General features: G+C 64.5%; 18 protein-coding genes. 5 read left to right on the top strand and 13 right to left on the bottom strand.

Features of this window, described 5'->3' with window-relative positions:
- Positions 1-88: 88 nt before the first annotated feature.
- The 4 genes from AC2FNY_RS04480 to AC2FNY_RS04465 form a co-directional block, all read right to left on the bottom strand.
- Complete coding sequence (locus AC2FNY_RS04480; protein WP_496801751.1) at positions 89-3,394, bottom strand: error-prone DNA polymerase; 3,306 nt, start codon at positions 3,392-3,394, stop codon at positions 89-91.
- Positions 3,391-4,869: a Y-family DNA polymerase gene (locus AC2FNY_RS04475; protein WP_496801750.1), complete on the bottom strand. Its 1,479-nt coding sequence runs from the start codon at positions 4,867-4,869 to the stop codon at positions 3,391-3,393. Before AC2FNY_RS04475 ends, AC2FNY_RS04480 begins: the two co-directional genes overlap by 4 nt.
- Positions 4,784-5,359: an ImuA family protein gene (locus AC2FNY_RS04470; protein ID WP_496801749.1), complete on the bottom strand. Its 576-nt coding sequence runs from the start codon at positions 5,357-5,359 to the stop codon at positions 4,784-4,786. Before AC2FNY_RS04470 ends, AC2FNY_RS04475 begins: the two co-directional genes overlap by 86 nt.
- Positions 5,360-5,504: 145 nt before the next feature.
- Positions 5,505-6,902, bottom strand: coding sequence for an aminotransferase family protein (locus AC2FNY_RS04465; protein ID WP_234137521.1), 1,398 nt, complete (start codon positions 6,900-6,902; stop codon positions 5,505-5,507).
- 397 nt (positions 6,903-7,299) lie between these two features.
- On the opposite strand from AC2FNY_RS04465, the gene AC2FNY_RS04460 reads away from it, so the two are divergent.
- The 5 genes from AC2FNY_RS04460 (at position 7,300) to AC2FNY_RS04440 (ending at position 13,110) form a co-directional block, all read left to right on the top strand.
- Positions 7,300-8,307, top strand: coding sequence for a taurine ABC transporter substrate-binding protein (locus AC2FNY_RS04460; RefSeq protein ID WP_234143021.1), 1,008 nt, complete (start codon positions 7,300-7,302; stop codon positions 8,305-8,307).
- A gap of 108 nt (positions 8,308-8,415) precedes the next feature.
- Complete coding sequence (locus AC2FNY_RS04455) at positions 8,416-9,222, top strand: ABC transporter ATP-binding protein (protein WP_234137523.1); 807 nt, start codon at positions 8,416-8,418, stop codon at positions 9,220-9,222.
- 5 nt (positions 9,223-9,227) lie between these two features.
- Positions 9,228-10,493, top strand: coding sequence for an ABC transporter permease (locus AC2FNY_RS04450; RefSeq protein WP_234137554.1), 1,266 nt, complete (start codon positions 9,228-9,230; stop codon positions 10,491-10,493).
- A 141-nt stretch (positions 10,494-10,634) separates the two neighbouring features.
- A complete protein-coding gene (locus AC2FNY_RS04445; protein ID WP_496801748.1) occupies positions 10,635-12,263 on the top strand; it encodes an acyl-CoA synthetase in 1,629 nt (542 codons plus the stop codon).
- A 1-nt stretch (position 12,264) separates the two neighbouring features.
- Positions 12,265-13,110, top strand: coding sequence for a GNAT family N-acetyltransferase (locus AC2FNY_RS04440; RefSeq protein ID WP_496801747.1), 846 nt, complete (start codon positions 12,265-12,267; stop codon positions 13,108-13,110).
- Positions 13,111-13,114: 4 nt separating this feature from the next.
- Here the strand turns inward: AC2FNY_RS04440 and AC2FNY_RS04435 are convergent, their stop codons facing one another.
- From AC2FNY_RS04435 to fahA, 9 genes are all read right to left on the bottom strand, one after another.
- A complete protein-coding gene (locus AC2FNY_RS04435) occupies positions 13,115-13,447 on the bottom strand; it encodes a DOPA 4,5-dioxygenase family protein (protein ID WP_234215989.1) in 333 nt (110 codons plus the stop codon).
- 85 nt (positions 13,448-13,532) lie between these two features.
- A complete protein-coding gene (gene speB, locus AC2FNY_RS04430) occupies positions 13,533-14,492 on the bottom strand; it encodes an agmatinase (RefSeq protein WP_234162711.1) in 960 nt (319 codons plus the stop codon).
- 130 nt (positions 14,493-14,622) lie between these two features.
- Positions 14,623-15,261, bottom strand: a complete 639-nt coding sequence (maiA, locus tag AC2FNY_RS04425) for a maleylacetoacetate isomerase (RefSeq protein WP_234142899.1) — start codon at positions 15,259-15,261, stop codon at positions 14,623-14,625.
- A gap of 158 nt (positions 15,262-15,419) precedes the next feature.
- Positions 15,420-15,965 carry a VOC family protein gene (locus AC2FNY_RS04420; protein ID WP_234137529.1) on the bottom strand — a complete coding sequence of 182 codons (546 nt, stop codon included), beginning with the start codon at positions 15,963-15,965 and terminating at the stop codon, positions 15,420-15,422.
- A gap of 4 nt (positions 15,966-15,969) precedes the next feature.
- Complete coding sequence (locus AC2FNY_RS04415; protein ID WP_234165794.1) at positions 15,970-16,164, bottom strand: DUF2783 domain-containing protein; 195 nt, start codon at positions 16,162-16,164, stop codon at positions 15,970-15,972.
- A 5-nt stretch (positions 16,165-16,169) separates the two neighbouring features.
- Entirely contained in the window at positions 16,170-17,783 is a 1,614-nt protein-coding gene (locus tag AC2FNY_RS04410; RefSeq protein WP_496801746.1) for an FAD-dependent oxidoreductase, read from the bottom strand.
- Positions 17,784-17,964: 181 nt separating this feature from the next.
- Complete coding sequence (locus AC2FNY_RS04405) at positions 17,965-18,915, bottom strand: MBL fold metallo-hydrolase (protein WP_234137532.1); 951 nt, start codon at positions 18,913-18,915, stop codon at positions 17,965-17,967.
- Between the two features lie 3 nt (positions 18,916-18,918).
- Positions 18,919-19,278, bottom strand: coding sequence for a VOC family protein (locus AC2FNY_RS04400; protein WP_496801745.1), 360 nt, complete (start codon positions 19,276-19,278; stop codon positions 18,919-18,921).
- Between the two features lie 7 nt (positions 19,279-19,285).
- The gene (gene fahA, locus AC2FNY_RS04395; RefSeq protein ID WP_496801744.1) at positions 19,286-20,539 is read right to left on the bottom strand and encodes a fumarylacetoacetase; all 1,254 of its coding nucleotides are present in this window, start codon (positions 20,537-20,539) and stop codon (positions 19,286-19,288) included.
- Between the last annotated feature and the right edge of the window lie 28 nt (positions 20,540-20,567).

The raw sequence follows: 20,567 nt of genomic DNA, 5'->3' as shown, positions 1-20,567 counted from the left end.
GGGAAGGGGGCGCTGCCCCCGCCTACAAAATTCGTCGAATTTTGTAGGCGCCCCCGGAGTATTTCGGGCGAAATGAAGGGGCGGGATCTCAGTGAAAATCGCGGCTGGGGAACAGGCGTTTGGCCTGCTCCCTGGGGTGCATGGCCCGGGGTTGCGGGCGCGGGCGGGGGGCGCTGTCGGTCTGCGGTGTGGTCTGGCCAACTGCACTGTCCATAGGATGGCCCAGATCGGCGAGTCGGGGAGAGAGATCCTCGATCCGCTGGGCGATCAGGTGCACCACGATCCCCTCGCGTTGCAGGTACCCCGTCACGCGCAACAGCCGCCCGCCCATCACGATGCGGCGGAACTGTTCATAGATCTTGGGCCAGACCACCACGTTGCTGACCCCGGTTTCATCCTCGAGCGTCAGAAAGATCACCCCCGAGGCGGTGCCCGGGCGCTGGCGGGTGATGACAAGGCCGCAGACGCTGACCCGGTGGGCGGTCACGGTGGCCAGCTTGTCATGCGGGGTCAGGCCGGGGATCGCGGGGCGCAGCAGCTCCATCGGGTGGGCGCGCAGCGTCAGGCGCATCGACACGTAATCCTCGACCACCTCCTCGCCCAGATGCATGGCGGGCAGGGTCACCTGCGGTTCGTGGATGATCTCGCCGTCGAGCGGATCGTTGAACAGGGGCAGCGGCGCCTGCCCCCGGATCGCCCGCACCTGCCAGAGCGCGTCGCGCCGCCCGATCCCCATATCGGCAAAGGCATCCGCCTCGGCCAGCCGTTCCAGCACCGCCGGTGTCACCCCGGCGCGCAGCCACAGCGCCTGGGGATCGGGATAGCCGTTGCCACGGGCCGCCACGATCCAGCCGGCATCCTCTTCGCGGAACCCCTTGATCTGGCGAAAGCCCAGCCGCAGGGCCAGCGCCCCGTCGGCGCGGCGTTCCAGCCGGTTGTCCCAGTCGCTGGCATTGACGCAGATCGGGCGCACTTCGACCTGATGGTCGCGGGCATCGCGCACGATCTGGGCCGGGGCATAAAACCCCATCGGCTGCGCGTTCAGCAGCGCGCAGGCAAAGACCGCCGGGTGGTGGCATTTCAGCCAGGCCGAGACATAGGCCAGCATGGCAAAGGCCGCCGCGTGGCTTTCGGGAAAGCCGTAATCGGCAAAACCCTCGATCTGGCCGAAACAGCGTTCGGCTACCTCCTGGCTATAACCCTTGCGCCGCATACCGGCGATGAACTTGTCCCGATGCGCGCCGATCGTGCCCATGCGGCGGAACGAGGCAAGCGAGCGGCGCAGGTGGTCGGCCTCTTCCGCCGTATAGCCCGCGCCCACCACGGCGATTTGCAGCGCCTGTTCCTGAAACAACGGCACGCCAAGGGTGCGCGCGGTCACCGCCGCCAGTTCCGGGCCAAAGGGGTCGGCCTTTTCCAGCCCCTGGCGGCGCCGGATATAGGGTTGCACCATGCCGCCCTGGATCGGGCCGGGGCGGACGATGGCGACCTCGATCACCAGATCGTAAAAGGTGCGCGGCCGCATCCGGGGCAGGAAATTCATCTGCGCCCGGCTTTCCACCTGAAACACGCCCACCGCATCGGCGGCGCAGAGCATGTCATAGGTGGCCGCGTCCTCTTGCGGCACGGTGTCGATGGTCAGGTGCCGCTGCTCGTGCTGGCGCATCAGGTCAAAGGCCTTGCGGATACAGGTCAGCATGCCCAGGCCCAGCACATCGACCTTGAGGATGCCCAGCGTGTCGATATCGTCCTTGTCCCATTCGATGAGGGTTCGGTCCTCCATCGCGGCATTCTCGATCGGGGCGAGTTCGTCCAGCCGCCCGCGGGTGATGACAAAGCCGCCCACATGCTGTGACAGGTGGCGGGGAAAGCCGATGATCTCGCCGATCAGGCGGATGGTCAGCGCCAGCCGCCGGTCCTCGGGGTCAAGGCCCAGCTCGCGTATCCGCGCAGGATCGGCGCCGCCATTGGACTGGCCCCAGATCTGGCCCGAGAGGCTGGCGGTCACGTCCTGGCTGAGGCCCATGACCTTGCCCACCTCGCGAATGGCCGCGCGCGAGCGGAAATGGATCACCGTGGCGCACAGGCCGGCGCGATGGCGGCCGTATCGCTGGTAAATCCACTGGATCACCTCTTCGCGCCGTTCATGTTCGAAATCGACGTCAATATCCGGCGGCTCGCCCCGGTATTTCGAGATGAAGCGCTCGAACACCATTGCGATCTGGTCGGGCGAGACATCGGTGATGCCCAGCAAATAGCACAGGATCGAGTTGGCCGCCGAGCCGCGCCCCTGGCACAGGATGCCCTGCGAGCGGGCGAATTGCACAATGTCGTGCACCGTCAGGAAATAGGCGGGAAAGCCCAGTTCGGCGACCAGCTTGAGCTCCTTGGCCACCAGTTCATGCACGCGCTGCGGCGCGCCGCCGGGATAGCGGCGCACGATCCCCTCGGCGGTCAGCCGCTCCAGCCGGGCCTGCGGGGTTTCGCCCTCGGCGACCTCGTCGGGATATTCATAGCTCAGCTCGCTCAGGCAGAAACTGCACCGGGCGGCGATGTCCAGCGTGCGGCGCAGGGCGGCGGGGTGGTCGCGGAACAGCCGGGCCATGTCGGCATGGCCCTTGAGGCGGCGTTCGGCATTGGGCAGGGCGCGGGTGCCGATCTGGTCGATGGTGATATGCTCGCGCATGCAGGTCAGCACATCGGCCAGCTGGCGGCGATTGGCGCGATGCATCAGCACATCGCCCACCGCCACCATCGGGGCCGAGCTGCGCAGGGCCAGCCGGGCGCAGGCGGCCAGCCAGGCCTGATCGGACCCGTCATAGCGCGGTGCCGCGCCCAGAAACACATGGCCGGGAAAGCGGCGCTGCACTTGCTGAAGATGGGGCAGGGCGCCGTCGAGCCGCCCCTGCGGCAGTGCGATCAGGATCATGCCGGTGCAGCCCGCCAGCAGGTCGGCCAGATCGAGGTGACAGTCGCCCTTTTCCGCCCGCCGCTTGCCCAGCGTCAGCAGCCGGGTCAGCCGCTGATAGGCGGCGCGGTCGCGGGGCAGGGCGATCCAGTGCAGCGGGCTGTCGCGCAGCACCAGGCGACAGCCGGTGATCAGCCGGGGCAGGCGCGGCACCTCGGGCCGGGCGATCGGCTGCGGATGCCCGACCTCCTGACGCGAGCAGGAATCGATCCGGTGCTGCGAGCGGATGCGGATGGCCTCGTCCGCCTCGCGCCGCAACTCCTTTAGCGCGGCATAGGCCCGCACCACCCCGGCCAGCGAGTTGCGGTCGGTGATGGCGATGGCATGCAGGCCCAGCTCGGCGGCGCGGGTCACCATCTCCTCGGGGTGCGAGGCGCCGGTGAGAAAGGTGAAATTGGTGGTGACGCAAAGCTCGGCATAGGTCATGCGAATTCCCCCTGCACGAACCAGGCCGGGTTTTGCGGCGTGTGGAACAGCCACAGCCGCCGCCCCTGCCGGGTCTCGACATGCCAGTAATCGCGGACCCCGCTGCGCCAGTTCTCGTCGGGCAGCCACCATTCGGGGGCGATCCGTTCCGGCCCGGTGGCGCGCGCCGTGCTCAGCGACATGCGCCGCCAGCGGAACCGCTCGGGCGGGCGCGGGCCGGTGGCGGCGAGGGGTTCGGGCGGGAACAGCAGGATCGGGCGCGGGCGGGGCGATGCCCAGCTCCCCTCTGGTTCCGACCAGGCCGCGGCGGCGATGGTAAAGCCGCGTTCGGGGATATGGCTGTCGACGGGCAGAAACCGCTGGATGTTCTCCAGCCCGATCCGGGTGCCGATCCGGCTGATCAGGTCGTCCAGCCGGTCGGCCCGGCCCGAGGAGACATGGCTGAGCTGGCGCACCGGCAGCGGCTCGACCCGGGTTGCCTCCAGCCGCATCTGGTCGATGCCATAGCCCGCGTCGACCTCGCGCACGCCGCGTTCGAACAGCGGCAGGATACGGGCGGCATCGCGCAGCGGGCGGGCCAGGCGCAGTTCGACCGTCTGCGCCTCCTGATCGACCCGGCGCAGGGTCAGGCACAGGCTGCGCGCGCCCGCCTCCTGCGTCTTGAGCCGGGCGCAGAGCTGGTCGAGCAGGCGCCCGGTGCCCGCCATCACGTCATCGAACAGGCCGATCGGATCGGGCAGGGTCAGGCGGACCCCGTAATGGGGCGGCTCGGCCAGGGGCGAGATCTGTTCGGGTTGACGCCCCATCGCCTGATCCAGCCGCAGCAGCGGTTCGGGGCCGAACCGGCGGGTCAGCGGCGCGCGGGCGGTGCGCTCCAGCTCGCCGATCCTGCGCAGGCCCAGGCGGGTCAGGCCGGTGACGGTGTCCTCGCCCAGGCGCAGGGCGGCGACGGGCAGGTGTTCCAGCGCCGCCAGCGGCTGGCCGGGGTCGGCGCAGCCCTCGCCGTGATGGGCCAGCGCCCAGGCCGCGCCACGCGTATCGGCCAGCCCGATTCGGGCGGCCAGCCCCGCGCGCGCAAGGCGCTGGCGCATGTCGGAAAGCAGCATCGCCTCGCCGCCGAACAGATGCGCCGCCCCGGTGATGTCCAGCACCAGCCCGTCGCGCCCCTCAAGCCCGACCCAGGGGCAATAGCGCGTGGCCCAGCGGCGCAGCATCCGCAGGAAGCGCGCATCGCCCGCCGGATCCGCGGGCCGGGTTTGCAGATCGGGGCAAAAGGCGCGGGCATCCGCATAGGCCATGCCGCGATGCAGCCCGGCCCGCTCCGCCCCGGTATCGAGGCAATAGAGCCGGTCCGCATTGGCCTGTTTCAATGTCAGGGCAAAGGGGCCGTCAACCGGGCGCACCCGCAGCGCCCGGTCGCTGGCCAACCGGGGAAACCAGATCGAGACGACGCGACGCCCTATTCCATCGAACATGCCAGGCCCCTAATGTTCCTGATTTGTTCTTAATAATTTCCCACCGCATCAGAGTCGAGTCCGATGGGTCGAAAACCGGGGCGCAATGCCAGCGGGTTTCGGCCGCGTTGCTGCCCATGCCCTCGGGGATCAGGCACAATCCGGTCGTCTTGCCATCCTTGGCCGCCAGTTGCAGGCGCCGCCCGGCGGTCAGGCTCAGTGGCGCCGTCAGTTCGATCACCACAAGGGGCAGGGCGCCGTCGCGCAGGCTTTCCTCGGCCACGGCCAGGGTGTCGGCCTGGTCCCTGGTCTGGGCCAGCAGCAGCCGCGCGGGGTCGAAATAATCGGCCAGCCCCAGCGGGTTGATCAGCTCGGGCCGCCAGCTCTCGCGCAGCCACAGAAGGCCGCTCACCTGGGCGGCGGTGACGGCGGCCATGGCCACGGCCAAGGGCCCGCAGGCTTCGTGCACCCGACCGGGGCGCAGGGGAAAGGAGGCGTTCAGGGACGGCATGGATCAAAAATAACCACAGGCGGTGCCGGGTTCAAATAGTCTCGGCCCGGCGCCGGGGCCGAAAATGGCAAAACCGGCGCGCGGTACGCGCCGGTTTCACGGGCAGACGACCCAACGGGAGAGGTGCCGGCCGCGGCCCCCGGTCCTAGCCGAAGACGCGGGTCAGCGCCTGATCGACCGCATCGGTGATGGCGTCGATATCCTCGGCGGTGGCAATCAGCGCGGGCGAGAAGCACAGCGTGTTGTTGCGCCCCGGGATCGAGCGGTTGGTCACCCCGATGATCACACCCTGCGCCATGCAGTCGGCGACCACGGCCTGTGCCTGTTTCTCGGTCACCGGTTCCTTGGTCTCGCGATTGGCCACCAGCTCGGCGCCCAGGAACAGGCCCTTGCCGCGCACATCGCCGATCACGGCGTGCTTTTCCATCAGCGCGTGCAGGTTGCCCAGCATCCGCTCGCCCATGGCGGTGCAATTGCCCAGCAGGTCCTCATCCTCGATGATGCGCATGTTTTCCAGCGCCGCGGCGGGGCCGGCGGTGCAGCCGCCAAAGGTCGAGATATCGCGGAAATAGTTCAGCGGATCGTCGCTGTTATCCTTGAACATCTCGAACACTTCTTCGGTGGTCACCATGCAGGCGATGGCCGCATAGCCCGAGGCGACGCCCTTGGCCATGGTCACGAAGTCGGGCTTGATGCCGTATTGCTGATAGCCGAACCAGGTGCCGGTGCGGCCGATGCCACAGACGACCTCGTCGATATGCAAGAGCACGTCGTATTGCTTGCAGATCTCCTGCACCCGCTCCCAATAGCCTTCGGGCGGGGTGATGACGCCGCCACCGGCGGTCACCGGCTCAAGGCACAGCGCGCCTACGGTCTCGGGGCCCTCGCGCAGGATCACCTCTTCGATCAGGTCGGCAGCGGCGCGACCGAACTCGGCGCCCGACAGATGACCCAGCCCCAGCTCTTCCTTGCGGTATTCCATGCAATGGGGAACCTTGACGAAATCCGGCGCAAAGGGGCCGTATTGCGCGTTGCGCTCGTCCTGGCCACCCGCCGACATCGCCGCCAGCGTCGAGCCGTGATAGTCGCGGTCGCGGTAGAGGATCTTGGTCTTCTTGCCGCCGTATTTCTTGTGCGCGATCTGGCGCACCATCTTGAACGCCTTCTCGTTCGCCTCGGAGCCCGAGTTGGTGTAATAGACCCGGCTCATCCCCGGCATCTTGGAAATCAGCTTCTCCGCATACAGCGCGCCGGGAATCGAGCCCGCCGAGTTCGCAAAGTAGCAAAGTTTCATCAACTGGTCATAAACCGCCTTGCAGATGGACTCACGTCCATAGCCCACGTTGACGGTCCAGACGCCGCCCGAGACGGCGTCGAGATGCTCTTTGCCCTTCTGATCCCAGACCCGCATGCCCTTGCCTTCGACGATGATGCGGGGGTCGTTGGTCTCAAAGGGTTTGTGCTGGATCAGATGGTGCCAGATATGGGCGCGGTCGGCTTCGACCACCCGACTCAGATCGTTTTCGTTGAACGTGCCGTCCATGAGGGGCCCTCTCCTGATGACTGTTTGATCGACTCCGATGTCCCAGAAAAACCGAGACGCGTGATAGAGTCCAGAGACGTCAAATCCTGGGCATTCGATAGGGCCAGAAAAATACCTCACATATAGCCAATATGGCTGCCCTTACGGCAGCTTGCCGCGCTGCTTCCCCGGATAGCGGGCTGAAAAATATAGGTATTTCCAGATTTGAGGTTTTGAAATCCGCACGTTGGTCTGTCCAAGACTTGGCCCAATGGCAGAAAAATTCGTTGATCGAAAGGGGGATTTCCTTTCGGAGTAGGGAGGGGCGCTCGGTCGAGGGCCCGCGAAACAGCAGAAACGGCTGAACCGTTCGCGAAATTCCTCCGCCATTCCGGCGGAACACAGGGAGAATTAGATGATGACTGCAAAAACGAAGCTTTTGGGTGCTGTGGCCGGTCTGGCGCTGGCGGTTGGCGCCATGCCTGCGGCGGTGGCTGCCGAGGGCGAGATCACCGTGGCCTACTTCCTCGAATGGCCGATGCCGTTCGAATACGCCAAGCAGAAGGGAACCTATGACGAGGCGCTGGGCGTCAAGGTCAACTGGGTCAGCTTCGAAAGCGGCGTGAAGATGTCGGCGGCGATGGCGTCGGGCGATGTGCACCTGTCGGTCAGCCAGGGCGTTCCGCCCTTCGTGGTTGCCACCTCGGCCGGGCAGGACCTGCAAATCCTCGATGTGGCTGTGTCCTATGCCGACAACGACAACTGCGTCGTGCGCTCGGAGCTGGAGATCGACAAGGACAATGCCGGTGAACTGGCGGGCAAGAAGGTTGCCGTGCCGCTGGGCACCGCCGCGCACTATGGTTTCCTCAAGCAGATGAACCATTTCGGCGTAGATGTCGCCAGCATGGACGTTGTCGACATGGATCCGCCCGATGGCGCCGCGGCGATTGCCCAGGGCGCGGTCGACATGTTCTGCGGTTGGGGCGGCTCGCTGCGCCGTGCGCTTGAGCATGGCAATGTGCTGCTGACCGGTGACGAAAAGACCGAACTGGGTATCCTGGTGTTTGACGTGACATCGGGCCCGGCGGGCTGGGTCGCGGAGAACAGCGAACTGGTTGCCAAGTTCCTAAAGGTGACGGCGGATGCAAACGCCATGTGGGCGGACGAGGCCAACCATGCCGAGATGCTGCCGCTGATCGCCAAGGATGCCGGCATGGATGAAGAGGCGACCGCCGCGACCATCGCCACCTTCAAGTTCCCGACCATCGAGGAGCAGATGAGCGGTGCCTGGCTGGGTGGCAATGCGCAGACCTTCATGAAGGGTGTGGCGGATGTGTTCGTCGAGGCGGGCAGCATCGACAGCGCGCTGGACACCTACGAGAACGCCGTGAACACCGGGCCGCTGGCCGCGGCAGGCGGCATGTAAGCCGACCGGACGACGGGCGGCGGGTTGTCCCGCCGCCTGCATTTTGCATGTTGCCCGGAACCGGCGACACCATACCCCTGCAAATATCTCCAACAGGAAAGGCGGGCCATGTCGGGACTGTCTATCGAAAACATATCCATGCGCTTTGACCTGCCGAACGGCAGCTCGGTGCAGGCGCTGAAAAACGTCTCGTTGCATCTCAAGGAAGGTGAATTGATGAGTGTGCTCGGCCCTTCGGGCTGCGGCAAGACAACATTGTTGAATATCGTCGCCGGGTTTCTGGCGCCGACCGAGGGCCACATCGCCATGAACGGGCACAAGGTGCATGGCCCCGATGCCGAACGCGGCATGGTGTTCCAGCAGGGCGCCTTGTTCGAATGGATGAACGTGCGCGACAATGTCAGCTTTGGCCCGCGCATGAAGGGGCAGCGCGAGGCGGAGTATGGCAGCCATGTCGACCATCTGCTCGACGTGACCGGCCTTGGCGATTTCAAGGACAAGGCGATTTATGAGCTGAGCGGCGGCATGCAGCAGCGCGTCGCGCTGGCCCGTTGTCTGGCCAACGATCCCGACGTGATCCTGATGGACGAGCCGCTGGGCGCGCTTGACGCGCTGACCCGCGAAAAGATGCAGGGCCTGGTTCTGAAGCTCTGGAAAGAAACCGGCAAGACCATCATCCTGATCACCCACTCTGTCGAAGAGGCCCTTTTGCTGGGTGAACGGCTGCTGGTCATGGCGCCGCGCCCTGGACGCATCCACAAGGAATACCGCCTGCCTTATGCCGATATGGGGGTGAATGCGGACCTGCGCGAGGTCAAGAAATCCGAAGGCTATTCCCAGACGCGCGAGGAAATCCTCTCGATGATCTGGGACATGGAGGAAGAAATCATGGGACGCACGGAGGCAGCACAATGATCGGCCTGATTATCCTTGCGGTCTATGTGGCGATCTTTGTCGGGTCGTTCCTGGCCGTGCGCTTTTTCGTGCGCAAGACCACCAATGACTTTACCTCGCTCAAGACCGTGACTTTCGGTGACGAGAGCGCGGTCACCTCGAACCGGATCGCCTCGGTGGTGTCGGTTCTCACCATCTTTCTGATCTGGGGATCGTTCACCGGGTCGAAATACGTGCCCTCGTTCCTGCACGCGCCGGCACCTTTTGTCGGTGACACCTCGTTTGTCTACACGCTCGAGGATGCCAATGGCGCCCGCGACGACGCCACCGTCCATGTCAAGGTCTACCCCTTTGGTGAAAAGACCGAGAATTTCGACGTGGATCCGGGGCCGGGCTTTGCCAAGGACGATGCGGTGTCGATGACCGCATCGCGCTCGACCACCATCATCTTTGACAAGAATGACGAGGCCAAGCGCAAGGAAGGCGCCAAGATCGTGGCCATCGACGGCACCGCCATATCCGAGGGTCAGTCGATCAAGACCGGGTCAGGGCAGTTTTCGCTGACCGACAAGGGGGCGATCAGTTTCCGGCCACCATCGGGATTGCAGATGGAACCGATCTGGCTGCCGCCGCCCGAAGCCGTGGTCAGCCGTCTGGGCGAGATTGCCAAGTCGGGCTATCGTGACAGCACCTTGTGGGAACATCTGGGCTTTTCCCTGTTCCGCGTGATCGCTGGTTTCTTCTTTGGCGCGCTGGTGGGTATTCCGCTGGGCTATGCCATGGGGTTGAGCGACTGGTTCCGCGGCTGGTTCGACCCGATCGTCGAATTCATGCGCCCGGTGCCGCCGCTGGCCCTGATCCCGCTGGTCATCATCTGGGCGGGGATCGGCGAGACGGGCAAGATCATCCTGCTGTTCCTCGCGGCCTTGTGGATCATGGCCATCGCCGCCCGCTCGGGCGTCTCGGGGGTCAGGATCTCGAAGGTGCACGCCGCCTATTCGCTGGGCGCCAGCAAGGCGCAGATCATGCGCTACGTGATCGTTCCGAACTCGCTGCCCGAGATCTTTACCGGCGCGCGGGTGGCGATGGGGGTCTGCTGGGGCACCGTGGTTGCCGCCGAACTGGTGGCGGCGGAAAAGGGCGCTGGTATGATGATCATGGTCGCGTCCAAGTTCCAGCTGACCGATATCGTGATCATGGGGATCATCCTGATCGGGGTGATCGGCTTTGGCATCGACATCCTGATGCGCTGGGCCGAACGGGTGCTGGTACCCTGGAAGAGCAAGGGCTGATCCACCTTCGGCAAGAAAAAATCGGGGCCCTGCGGGGCCCCGGTTCTATTGTTGCGGCAGGCACGTGTTATTACGATCTTTCCTTGCCGGGCGTGTTTGTGCCACATCTGCGCGCAAGGCATCACTCAGGGAGGACAGGACATGACCGGCAGCAGCATCTATGACCAGCATCTGGACCGGACACGTGCCAATTTTACTCCGCTGTCACCGCTGAGCATGATCGAGCGGACGGCGGCGGTCTATCCGGATTACCCCTCGGTGGTGTACGGCGCGCGCCGCTACACCTGGGCGGAAACCTATGCGCGTTGCCGGCGTCTGGCCGGGGCGCTGACCGCGCGCGGGATCGGCAAGGGCGATACCGTTTCGATCATCGCCGCCAATATCCCCGAGATGTACGAGGTGCATTTCGGCGTGCCCATGGTGGGTGCGGTGCTGAACGCGATCAATACCCGCCTCGATGCCCCGATCATCGCCTTCATCCTGACCCATGCCGAGGCCAAGGCGCTGATCGTCGATCCCGAATTCTCGGCCGTGGTGCGCGATGCCTTGGCACAGATCGACCGCCCCGACCTGCTGGTCATCGACATCGAGGATCCCAGTTTCGAAGGCGGGGAGCGGCTCGGCGCACTTACCTATGAGGAACTGCTGGCCGAGGGTGACCCCGAATTCACCTGGTCGCTGCCGGATGATGAATGGGACGCGATCGCGCTGAACTACACCTCGGGCACCACCGGCAACCCCAAGGGGGTCGTCTATCATCACCGGGGCGCGGCGCTGAATGCGAACACCAATATCCTCGACTGGGGGATGCCGAAACACTCGGTCTATCTTTGGACCTTGCCGATGTTTCATTGCAACGGCTGGTGTTTTCCCTGGACCATGGCGGCCAATGCCGGGGTGTCCGTCTGCCTGCGCGCGGTACGGGACGAGCCGATCTATCGCGCTTTCCGTGAGGAAAAGGTGACCCATTTCTGCGGCGCGCCCATCGTGCTGAACATGCTTGCCAACGCGCCCGCGCATCTCAGGGATTTCGACCACCAGATCAAGGTGATGACCGCAGGCGCGCCGCCGCCCGCCGCCGTGATCGAAAAGATGGAGGCGATGGGCGTCGAGGTGACCCATGTCTATGGCCTGACCGAAACCTATGGTCCGTCGGTGGTGTGTGCCTGGAAAGAGGAATGGGATACGCGGCCAGCCAGTGAACGGGCGGCGCTGAAGGTGCGCCAGGGGGTCAAGAACGCGGCGCTGTCCGGCCTGATGGTCGCGGATCCCGACACGCTGGAGCCTGTGCCCGCCGATGGCGAGACGATGGGCGAGATCTTCATGCAGGGCAACGTGGTGATGAAAGGGTATCTCAAGAACCCCGATGCCACGGACAAGTCGTTTCGCGGTGGCTGGTTCGCCTCGGGCGATCTGGGGGTGATGCATCCCGATGGCTATATCGCGCTCAAGGACCGGTCCAAGGACATCATCATCTCGGGCGGCGAGAACATCTCGTCTGTCGAGGTGGAGGGTGTGCTTTACAAGCATCCCGCGGTGATGGAGGCAGCCGTGGTCGCCAAGCCGGACGAGAAATGGGGCGAGACGCCTTGCGCCTTTGTCGAGCTGAAACCGGGGGCCGAGGCCGATGCGGCCGAGATCATCGACTATTGCAGGGCGAACATGGCGCATTTCAAGGCGCCACGGACCGTTGTGTTCGGCGAGTTGCCCAAGACCTCGACCGGAAAGGTGCAGAAGTTCGTTCTGCGTGACCGGGCAAGGGCGCTCTGACATGGGTTTGCCGGGGCTGACCATCGCACCCATGGGCCTGCCGGATCTGGATATGGTTCTGGACTGGGCGGCAGAGGAGGGGTGGAACCCCGGGCTGGACGATGCGCGGGCATTTCATGCCGCAGACACGCAGGGGTTCTTTCTGACGCGGGTCAAAGGCGAGCCGGTCGCGGCGATCTCGGTGGTCAACCACGATGCCGGTAACGCCTTTCTGGGCCTCTATCTCTGCCGACCCGACTGGCGGGGGCAGGGGATCGGGCTGGCGACCTGGACCCGTGCGCTGGAACACGCGGGTACCCGATCTGTCGGTCTCGATGGTGTGGCAGCGCAAGAGGCGAATTATGCAAAGTCGGGTTTTGTGCGAACCGGGGCCAGCCTGCGGCACGAAGGGCGCTGGCCAGCGGTTCGGTCACCTGAGATACGGTCAGCGGCCTTGTCGGATATGCCACGGCTGATCGAACTCGATGCCGCTGCCGGTGGCTTCAGCCGCCCGACATTCCTGAACGCCTGGTTGGCACCAGGCCAGCCCGAGCGGGCCACGCGGGTATTGCAAAAGGACGGCGAGATCGTTGGCTTTGCCTCATGGCGGGCCTGTCGCGAAGGAACCAAGATCGGCCCCATCATAGCGCCGAGCACTGCCACAGCACTGGACCTGGTCGCGGATATCGCCGCTGAGCGACCGAGTTGCCCGCTGATCATCGATTTACCCGAGGCCAATACATCGCTATGCCGCGCGCTGGAAGGTGCCGGATTCACCGTGCCCTTTGCAACGGCCCGAATGTATCGCGGCACGGTCCCGCAGACAGGTCCGGGGTTGCAGGCGATTGCCACAATGGAACTGGGCTGAGCGGCTAGTCGAACAGCGACAGGTCCAGATCCAGCATCTCGCCCATCCAGATGGCGCGGTCGCGATGATCGCGCAATTCGTCGCCGGTCTCGGGATGGGCAAATATGGTCAAGCCCTGCCGGTTCAGCATCAGCCAGGGCACGACCTTGTCGAAGTCCTCGGGGCCAAAAGCCAGTTGGCAGCTCCAGCGCGGATGCGGGCCGACATTCCGAGCGTGAACCCGGCCCATCTGCACCGGAAACAGGTGCGCCGCCTGTTCGCAGACCTGCCGGGCGGTCGCCTCGCTGTCGGCGTCGAAATAGACATGGGCATGATAGCCGGTGATGGACTGGTTCATCGGTGTCTCCTGTTTCATCTGGGGCAATATGCCGATGCGAAAATGTGCCTGCAATTCCGTACAGGCGAACCGCACCTGTGCGCTTTCAGCGTTTTCGGTGGTGCAGCACCCGCCCCAGCGTGTTCATCAGCAGTTGCGCCGCCAGGATCGAGGTGCTGCCGGTCTGGTCATAGTCCGGGGCGACCTCGACCAGGTCGATGCCCACGATATCGCCCCTCCGGGCCAGCCCGTCGATCAGCTCAAGCACCTCGTAATACTGGAACCCTCCATGGCTGGGCGTTCCGGTTCCCGGCGCGATAGAGGGATCGAAGGCGTCAATGTCGATGGTCAGGTAATACCGCACGCCTGCGGGGATCCGGGCAAGCATCGCGTCGGTTCCCATCCGGCGGACATGGCGCACCGACTGGATATCCGACCCCATGGCGCGGGCGGCGTCATAGCCGTCCTTGGCGGTGGAAGAGACATTGCGGATACCGATCTGGGTCAACCCGGTGACATGCGCCTTCTCCGCCGCGCGCCGCATCGGGTTGCCGTGGCCATAGCGCACGCCATGCCGCTCGTCGACAAAATCCAGATGCGCGTCGATCTGCACCACATGGATCGGGTCCTGATCGTCAAAGGCATTGATGCAGGGGATATTGACCGAATGATCGCCCCCCAGCACGACCGGTAGGGCGCCGGCCTGCAGGATCTTGCGCACCCCATATTCGATATTGGCATGGCTCTTCAGCGTGTCGGTATGCACGATATCGGCATCGCCGATATCGACGATCCGCACCTTGGCGGGATCGAGATAGGTGATGTCGTCCTCGAAATCATAGGCGCCCGCATGGCCGAAGGAAAACAGGGTCGAGGCCTCGCGGATGGCCCGCGGTCCCATGCGTGCGCCTGATCGCCATTGTGCGCCAAAATCGAATGGAGCGCCGAGGACCGCCGCATCGGCGTCGATACTGTCCCAATCTTCGACATAGGGGTATTTGCCAAAGGTGCAGATCCCCACAAACGGCAGGTTCAGCCGTCCGCTGTCATATCCGTGTGATGCCATGCCTGCCTCCCGCTCATCCTTGCCACATTAACGGCGCCCGGATCGGGGCTGTCCAGTGGCTTTCGGGCGGGGGCCGTTTTCCGACACGGAAAACGGGCCGGAAAACGTGTGTTTTCCGGCGGCGCCAAGATCACGCGGGGGCGTGACGATCTGGATGTGCGGCGGCAAAGGCCGGGTGTTTTGCACAGGCCGCCTCGACCGACAAGAGGCGTGGCAGGTCGCTGATATCCACTTCCCAGCGGCGCGCATTGTAGATTTGGGGCATCAGGCAGATATCGGCCAGCCCGGGTGCATCGCCGCAGCAATAGGGCGATTGTTCGAATCCGGCCAGCATCGTCTCGAAGGCTTGCAGCCCGGGGCGGATGAAATGGCGCATCCAGGCGCCCGGCATGTCCTCGGCGCCGCCACTGAGGTCGGTGGCGTGACGCGCGACCTTCAGGTTGCAGACCGGGTGGATATCGACAGCGATCGCCTGCGCCAGCGCCTGTACCTGCGCCCGGCCCGCCGGATCGGCGGGCACCAGTCCCAGCCCGCGGGTCTGGTCGAGATAGTCGAGCATCGCCAGCGACTGCGTCAGCCGCAGCCCGTCGATCTCGAGAACCGGCACCAGCCCCTGCGGATTACGGGCGAGGTGTTCTTCGGAGCGGTGTTCCCCCTTGACCAGATCGACCGGCACCGCCGTATAGGCAATGCCCGCAAGGTTGAGCGCGATGCGCAGCCGGTAGCTGGCCGACGAGCGCCAGTAGTCATAAAGGATCGTTTCGGTCATTCCGGCGTCTCTCCTGTCAGGGGCAGGCGGATGTTAGGCTGTTGCCCGCGCAGTGTTAACAGCTTTCGCTCCATGGCGGTTCTCAATCCTTCGCGGATCTTCCTCGCGAAAGGGGCCCGGTGACCTGCACCGGACCCCATCCTGTTGTTGCTCGGTTCTCAGACGGTCTTGTTCAGCTCCTTGGCGTGCAGCCACGCGGCGTGCTGCGGCGCCTTCTTGGTGCGCGACCACTCTTCGAGCATGTCCCACTTGACCTCGTCCATCCGCTTCAGAAGGGCCTCTTCCTCCGGGTCCGGGCAGGCCAGCTCGACACGGTGGCCGTTGGGATCGAAGAAATAGATCGAATGGAAGATCGAGTGATCGGTGACGCCCAGAACCTCGACACCATTGGCCTCCAGATGTTCCTTGAACTCGATCAATGTCGCGCGGTCCTTGACCTTGAACGCGATATGCTGGACCCAGATCGGCGTGTTCGGGTCGCGGCCCATCTCGGGCTTGGTCGGCAGTTCGAAGAAGGCTAGCACGTTGCCGTCGCCTGCATCCAGGAACAGATGCATATACGGGTCCGGTTCATGGGTCGAAGGGACATGATCCTCGGCAATCGCCAGGATGAAGTCCATGTTCAGCATCTTGCCATACCATTCGACGGTTTCCTTGGCGTCTTTGCAGCGATAGGCGACGTGGTGGATTTTCTCGATCTTCATGGGGTTACTCCTTGAATGCGGCGGCTTTCAGCGCCTTGGACAGGACGGCGCGGTCGCCGATGTGGTTGGCCAGAACCAGAACGAGGCGCGCGTTCAGCGCATCGCTTGCGGATTTGTCGAGGCCCTCATGGGCGGCCAGCAGTTCGGCATAGAAATCGTCTGCGCCAGCGATGTTCGGGGTCAGTGTCAGATCGGACATGAGGCTCACTCCTTGCCGGTGGCCCGGCGGATCGCGTGCCGGAACTGGGTTTCGTCGAATGTCGCGCGGCGGGCGGCGACATGCTGGTCGGGGCGGATCAGGTAGACGGCGCTGTCATTGTCGCCCAGATAGCGGCGCTTCAGCTCCATCGTCGGGTCGTCCTTGACCGAAAGCGCCAGGCGCGTGACCTCGATCCCCTCTTCCTCGATCAGGTCGGGGGCATCGGCGTCGATGGTCAGCAGGATGAACTTGTCGCCCAGTTTTGGCAGCAGGAACCCGTCGCCCAGCGGCGCGTCGGGGCAGGGGCTGCCGGGACGGGTGCGTGCCGGGCCGTCCAGCAGCGCATCGGCCGAGTTGAGCGGCGAGCCGTCATAGGTGCAGGGCACCGACAAGCGGCCCGAATTCACCAGCGGGCGGGCGAATTCATACTGCTCGCTCAGGTCCAGCACCGCGTCGCGCAGGACGCGCGACATCTCGGATTTGGGCGTGATGAAATCGGTCGAGCGCGACGAATTGAGGATATTCTCATCCGCGCCGTGGATCCGCTCCATATCATAGCTGTCCAGCAGACTTTCGGGTGCCTTGCCCTCCATCACCAGTTTCAGCTTCCAGATCAGGTTGTCGGTATCCTGCAGGCCGGAATTCGCCCCGCGTGCGCCGAACGGCGAAACCTGATGCGCGGCGTCGCCGGCAAACAGCACCCGGCCATGGCGGAACTTCTCCATCCGGCGACACTGGAACGTGTAGATCGAGACCCATTCCAGCTCGAACTGCACATCCTCGCCCAGCATCGCCTTGAGGCGCGGAATCACGTTCTCGGGGCGCTTTTCACGCTCCTTGTCGATATCCCAACCCAGTTGCAGGTCGATGCGCCAGACATTGTCAGGCTGCTTGTGCAGCAGGGCGGATTGACCCCGGTTGAAGGGCGGATCGAACCAGAACCAGCGCTCGGTCGGAAAGCCTGCATCCATGATCACGTCGGCGATCAGGAAGTTGTCCTCGAACACGCGGCCCACGAAATCGAGTCCCAGCATCGACCGCACCGGAGAGCCGGCGCCGTCGCAGGCGATCAGCCAGTCGGCCTCGACGGTGTACGAGCCTTCGGGCGTCTCGACCTCCAGCTTGACGTGGTCGGGATGGGTGCCGATCGCTTCGACCTTGTTGCGGCCGCGGATTTCGATTGGTGCACCGGCCTCCTGCAATTCGCGGACCCGGTTCACCAGGTATTCCTCGAAATAGTATTGCTGGAGGTTGATGAAGGCGGGGCGCTGGTGGCCGCCTTCGGGCAGCAGGTTGAAGTCATAGACCTGCCGATCGTCAAAGAACACCTTGCCCAGGTTCCACTCGACCCCCTTGTCGACCATCGGCTGACCACATCCCAGCCGGTCGAGGATTTCCAGCGGGCGCTTGGCATAACAGACCGCGCGGCTGCCAAAGCTGACCTTGTCATTGTCGTCCAGCACCACGACCTCGATCCCCTGTTGGGCAAGGTCGATGGCGGCGGCCAGCCCGATGGGCCCTGCGCCGATCACGATCACCTTGTGGCGTGCCGGGCTGGAGGCGTCCTGATCGGCACTGCGCTCATAGGCATAGAGTGGGACTTCGAAGATTTTGTTCATGGGTCTCTCCTCCCAGGTCTGGGCGCACCCGGCAGGCCGAGGGCGCAAGTCTCCCTTCCTCTGCCGGGTACCCGCCAGAGGTCTTGTCACATCGTCTCATCAGTTCACCCGGCGCGACACGATCTGGATCAATGTCGTTCGGGCCGGGGGCTCATCCGCACGGGCGGGCGCCCCCTTCGGGTCAGCCTTGCAGGGCCTCCCACATCTCCAGGTCACGTTGCGCGGTCCAGATGCGCGGCGTGTCGATGCCGCGCGCCTCGTCATAGGCGCGCGCCACGTTGAACGGCAGGCAATGCTCGTAGATCGCGTAATCGGCGAATTTGGGATCGCATTCGGCGCGCACCGCGTCCCAGGCCTCTTTCAGCGAGCCGCCGCGTGCGGCGACACGGGCGGCCGGGCGATAGGTGCTTTGTACAAAATCGCGGGTGTTCTCGATGGCGGCATTCACCATCTCCTTGCCGACCAATGCATCGCCGCGCCCCGGCGCAATCGCGTCCACGTCGAACCAGGCGATGTTGTCCAGCGTATTGCCCCAGTCGTTGAAATGCCCGTCGCCGCAATAGCAGGCCGAGTGGTATTCGACGATATCGCCGGTGAACATCACGTTCTGATCCGGCACATGGATTACCGCGTCACCCGCCGTATGGGCGCGGCCCAGATGCATGATATCGACCCGGCGGTTGCCCAGATAAACGGTCATGCTGTCCGAGAATGTGGTGGTGGGCCAGGTCAGGCCCGGAATGCTCTCATGCCCCTCGAACAGGCGTGGAAAGCGCTGGAACTCGCTGTCCCAATCCTCTTGCCCGCGTTCAACCACCATCGAACGGGCGGTGTCGGACATGATCACCTGACCGGCACCGAATGCGCTGGCGCCCAGCACGCGCACAGCGTGGTAATGGGTCAGCACCACATGGGAAATCGGCTTGTCGGTGACCTCGCGGATACAGTCGATCACCTTTTGCGCCAGACGCGGGGTGGCCTGCGCCTCGACCACCATGACGCTGTCATCACCGATGATGACGCCGGAATTGGGGTCGCCCTCGGCGGTAAAGGCATAAAGCCCCTCGCCCACCTCGGTAAAGCTGATCTTCTTCTCGCTCATGTCGCCCTGCGACGCGAATGCCTTGGCCATGTGTCAGTCCCTTTCCAGGAATTCCAGCCGGTTGCCAAAGGGGTCTTCGGCAAAGAACCGGCGGCGGTTCTCGATTGTGTCGTCCCAGCGCGGGCTCTGGCCAAGGGCCTCGATCCGCGCGGCGACGGTGTCTATGTCAATGACGGCAAAGCCCGGATGGGCCTTGCGTGCGGGGGCGAAGTCCGGCTCCACCCCCAGATGCAGTTCGGCACCATTGAGCGCCAGCCACAGCCCGCCGCGCGCCTTCAGTGCATCGGGCTTGGCGATCTCGACCAGACCCAGACCCGCGCACCAGAAGGCGCGCGCCGCGTCCTCGCCCCCGGCGGGGATCGCGATCTGGATATGGTCGAGAGCCAGGGTCATGGGCGGCTCAGCCCCAGGCCTTGGCGGGCAGGATCTGGCCCACGCAATCGCCAAAGCCGACGGTATAGCCATCGCCGCGCGCATTGCCGCGCAGGGTCAGCGTATCGCCATCCTCGATGAAGCCGCGGGTCTCGCCCGTTTCCAGCGTGAAGGGTTCGCGCCCGGCCCAGCTGAGCTCCATCAGCGAGCCGAATTCGCTGCGCTCAGGCCCCGAGATGGTGCCCGACCCCAACAGATCGCCCGCATTCATCGCGCAGCCGCCAATGGCGTGATGGCACAGTTGCTCGGCCGCCGAATAGTACATGCGGCTATAGTTGGTCCTGGCGATGACCGAAGCGCGGTCGGCGCCTTCGGGCTGCATCAGAACCTCTAGCTCGATGTCATAAAGCCCGTCCTTGCTGCCGCTCAGATAAGGCAGCAGCTGTTTTTCACGCGGCGGCGTGGGGGCGCGGAACGGCTCCAGCGCGGCGGCGGTCACGATCCATGGGCTGATCGAGGTGCCGAATGCCTTGCCCTGGAACGGCCCTAGCGGTTGGTACTCCCAGCCCTGAATATCACGCGCCGACCAGTCGTTCAGCAGCACATAGCCAAAGATCATCGCATCGGCCTCGTCCACCGTGATCGGCTGACCGAACTCGGACCCGGTGCCGACGATGGCGCCCATTTCCAGCTCGATATCGAGCCGTTTCGAGGGGCCAAAGGACGGCATTTCCGCATCGGGGGCCTTGGTCTGGCCATTGGGGCGGTGGATCGGCGTCCCCGAAACCACGACCGAGGAGGCGCGGCCATTGTAACCGATCGGGATATGCAGCCAGTTGACCGGCAGATCGGGCGAGCCGCGCAGGATGGCGCCCATGTTCTGAGCGTGCTGCTTGCCGGCATAGAAGTCGGTGTATTCGCTGACCACCAGCGGCATGTGCAGCGTGGCCTCGGCCATCGGGACCAGCAGCGGTTCGACAGCCTCCTGCTCTTTCGACCCTTTGGACAGAAGCGCAGTCAACCGTTCGCGCAGGGCGGCCCAGACGGCGGGGCCTTCCTCCATCAGGTCATTCCAATAGGGCACGTCGAACAGCGGATAGTCGGTCAGCGCGACCAGTCCCTCGGCCTCGGCGGCGGCCATGTCGAGGATCATGTCGCCGATGGCAACGCCACAGCGGGGATCGTCCTCGCCGGTCGAGAAAACGCCATAGGGCAGGTTGTTCAGCGGAAACGGGTGATTGGCATCGTTGGCCGAAGCCACCCAGGATTTCAGAAGGGGCATACGTACTTCCTTGTAAGGATGGTGGGTT

Source organism: Ruegeria sp. BHSC223 (genome assembly GCF_059613025.1).
Note: the sequence above shows the minus strand (reverse complement) of the source record. Positions and strands in the feature narration are given on the sequence as shown.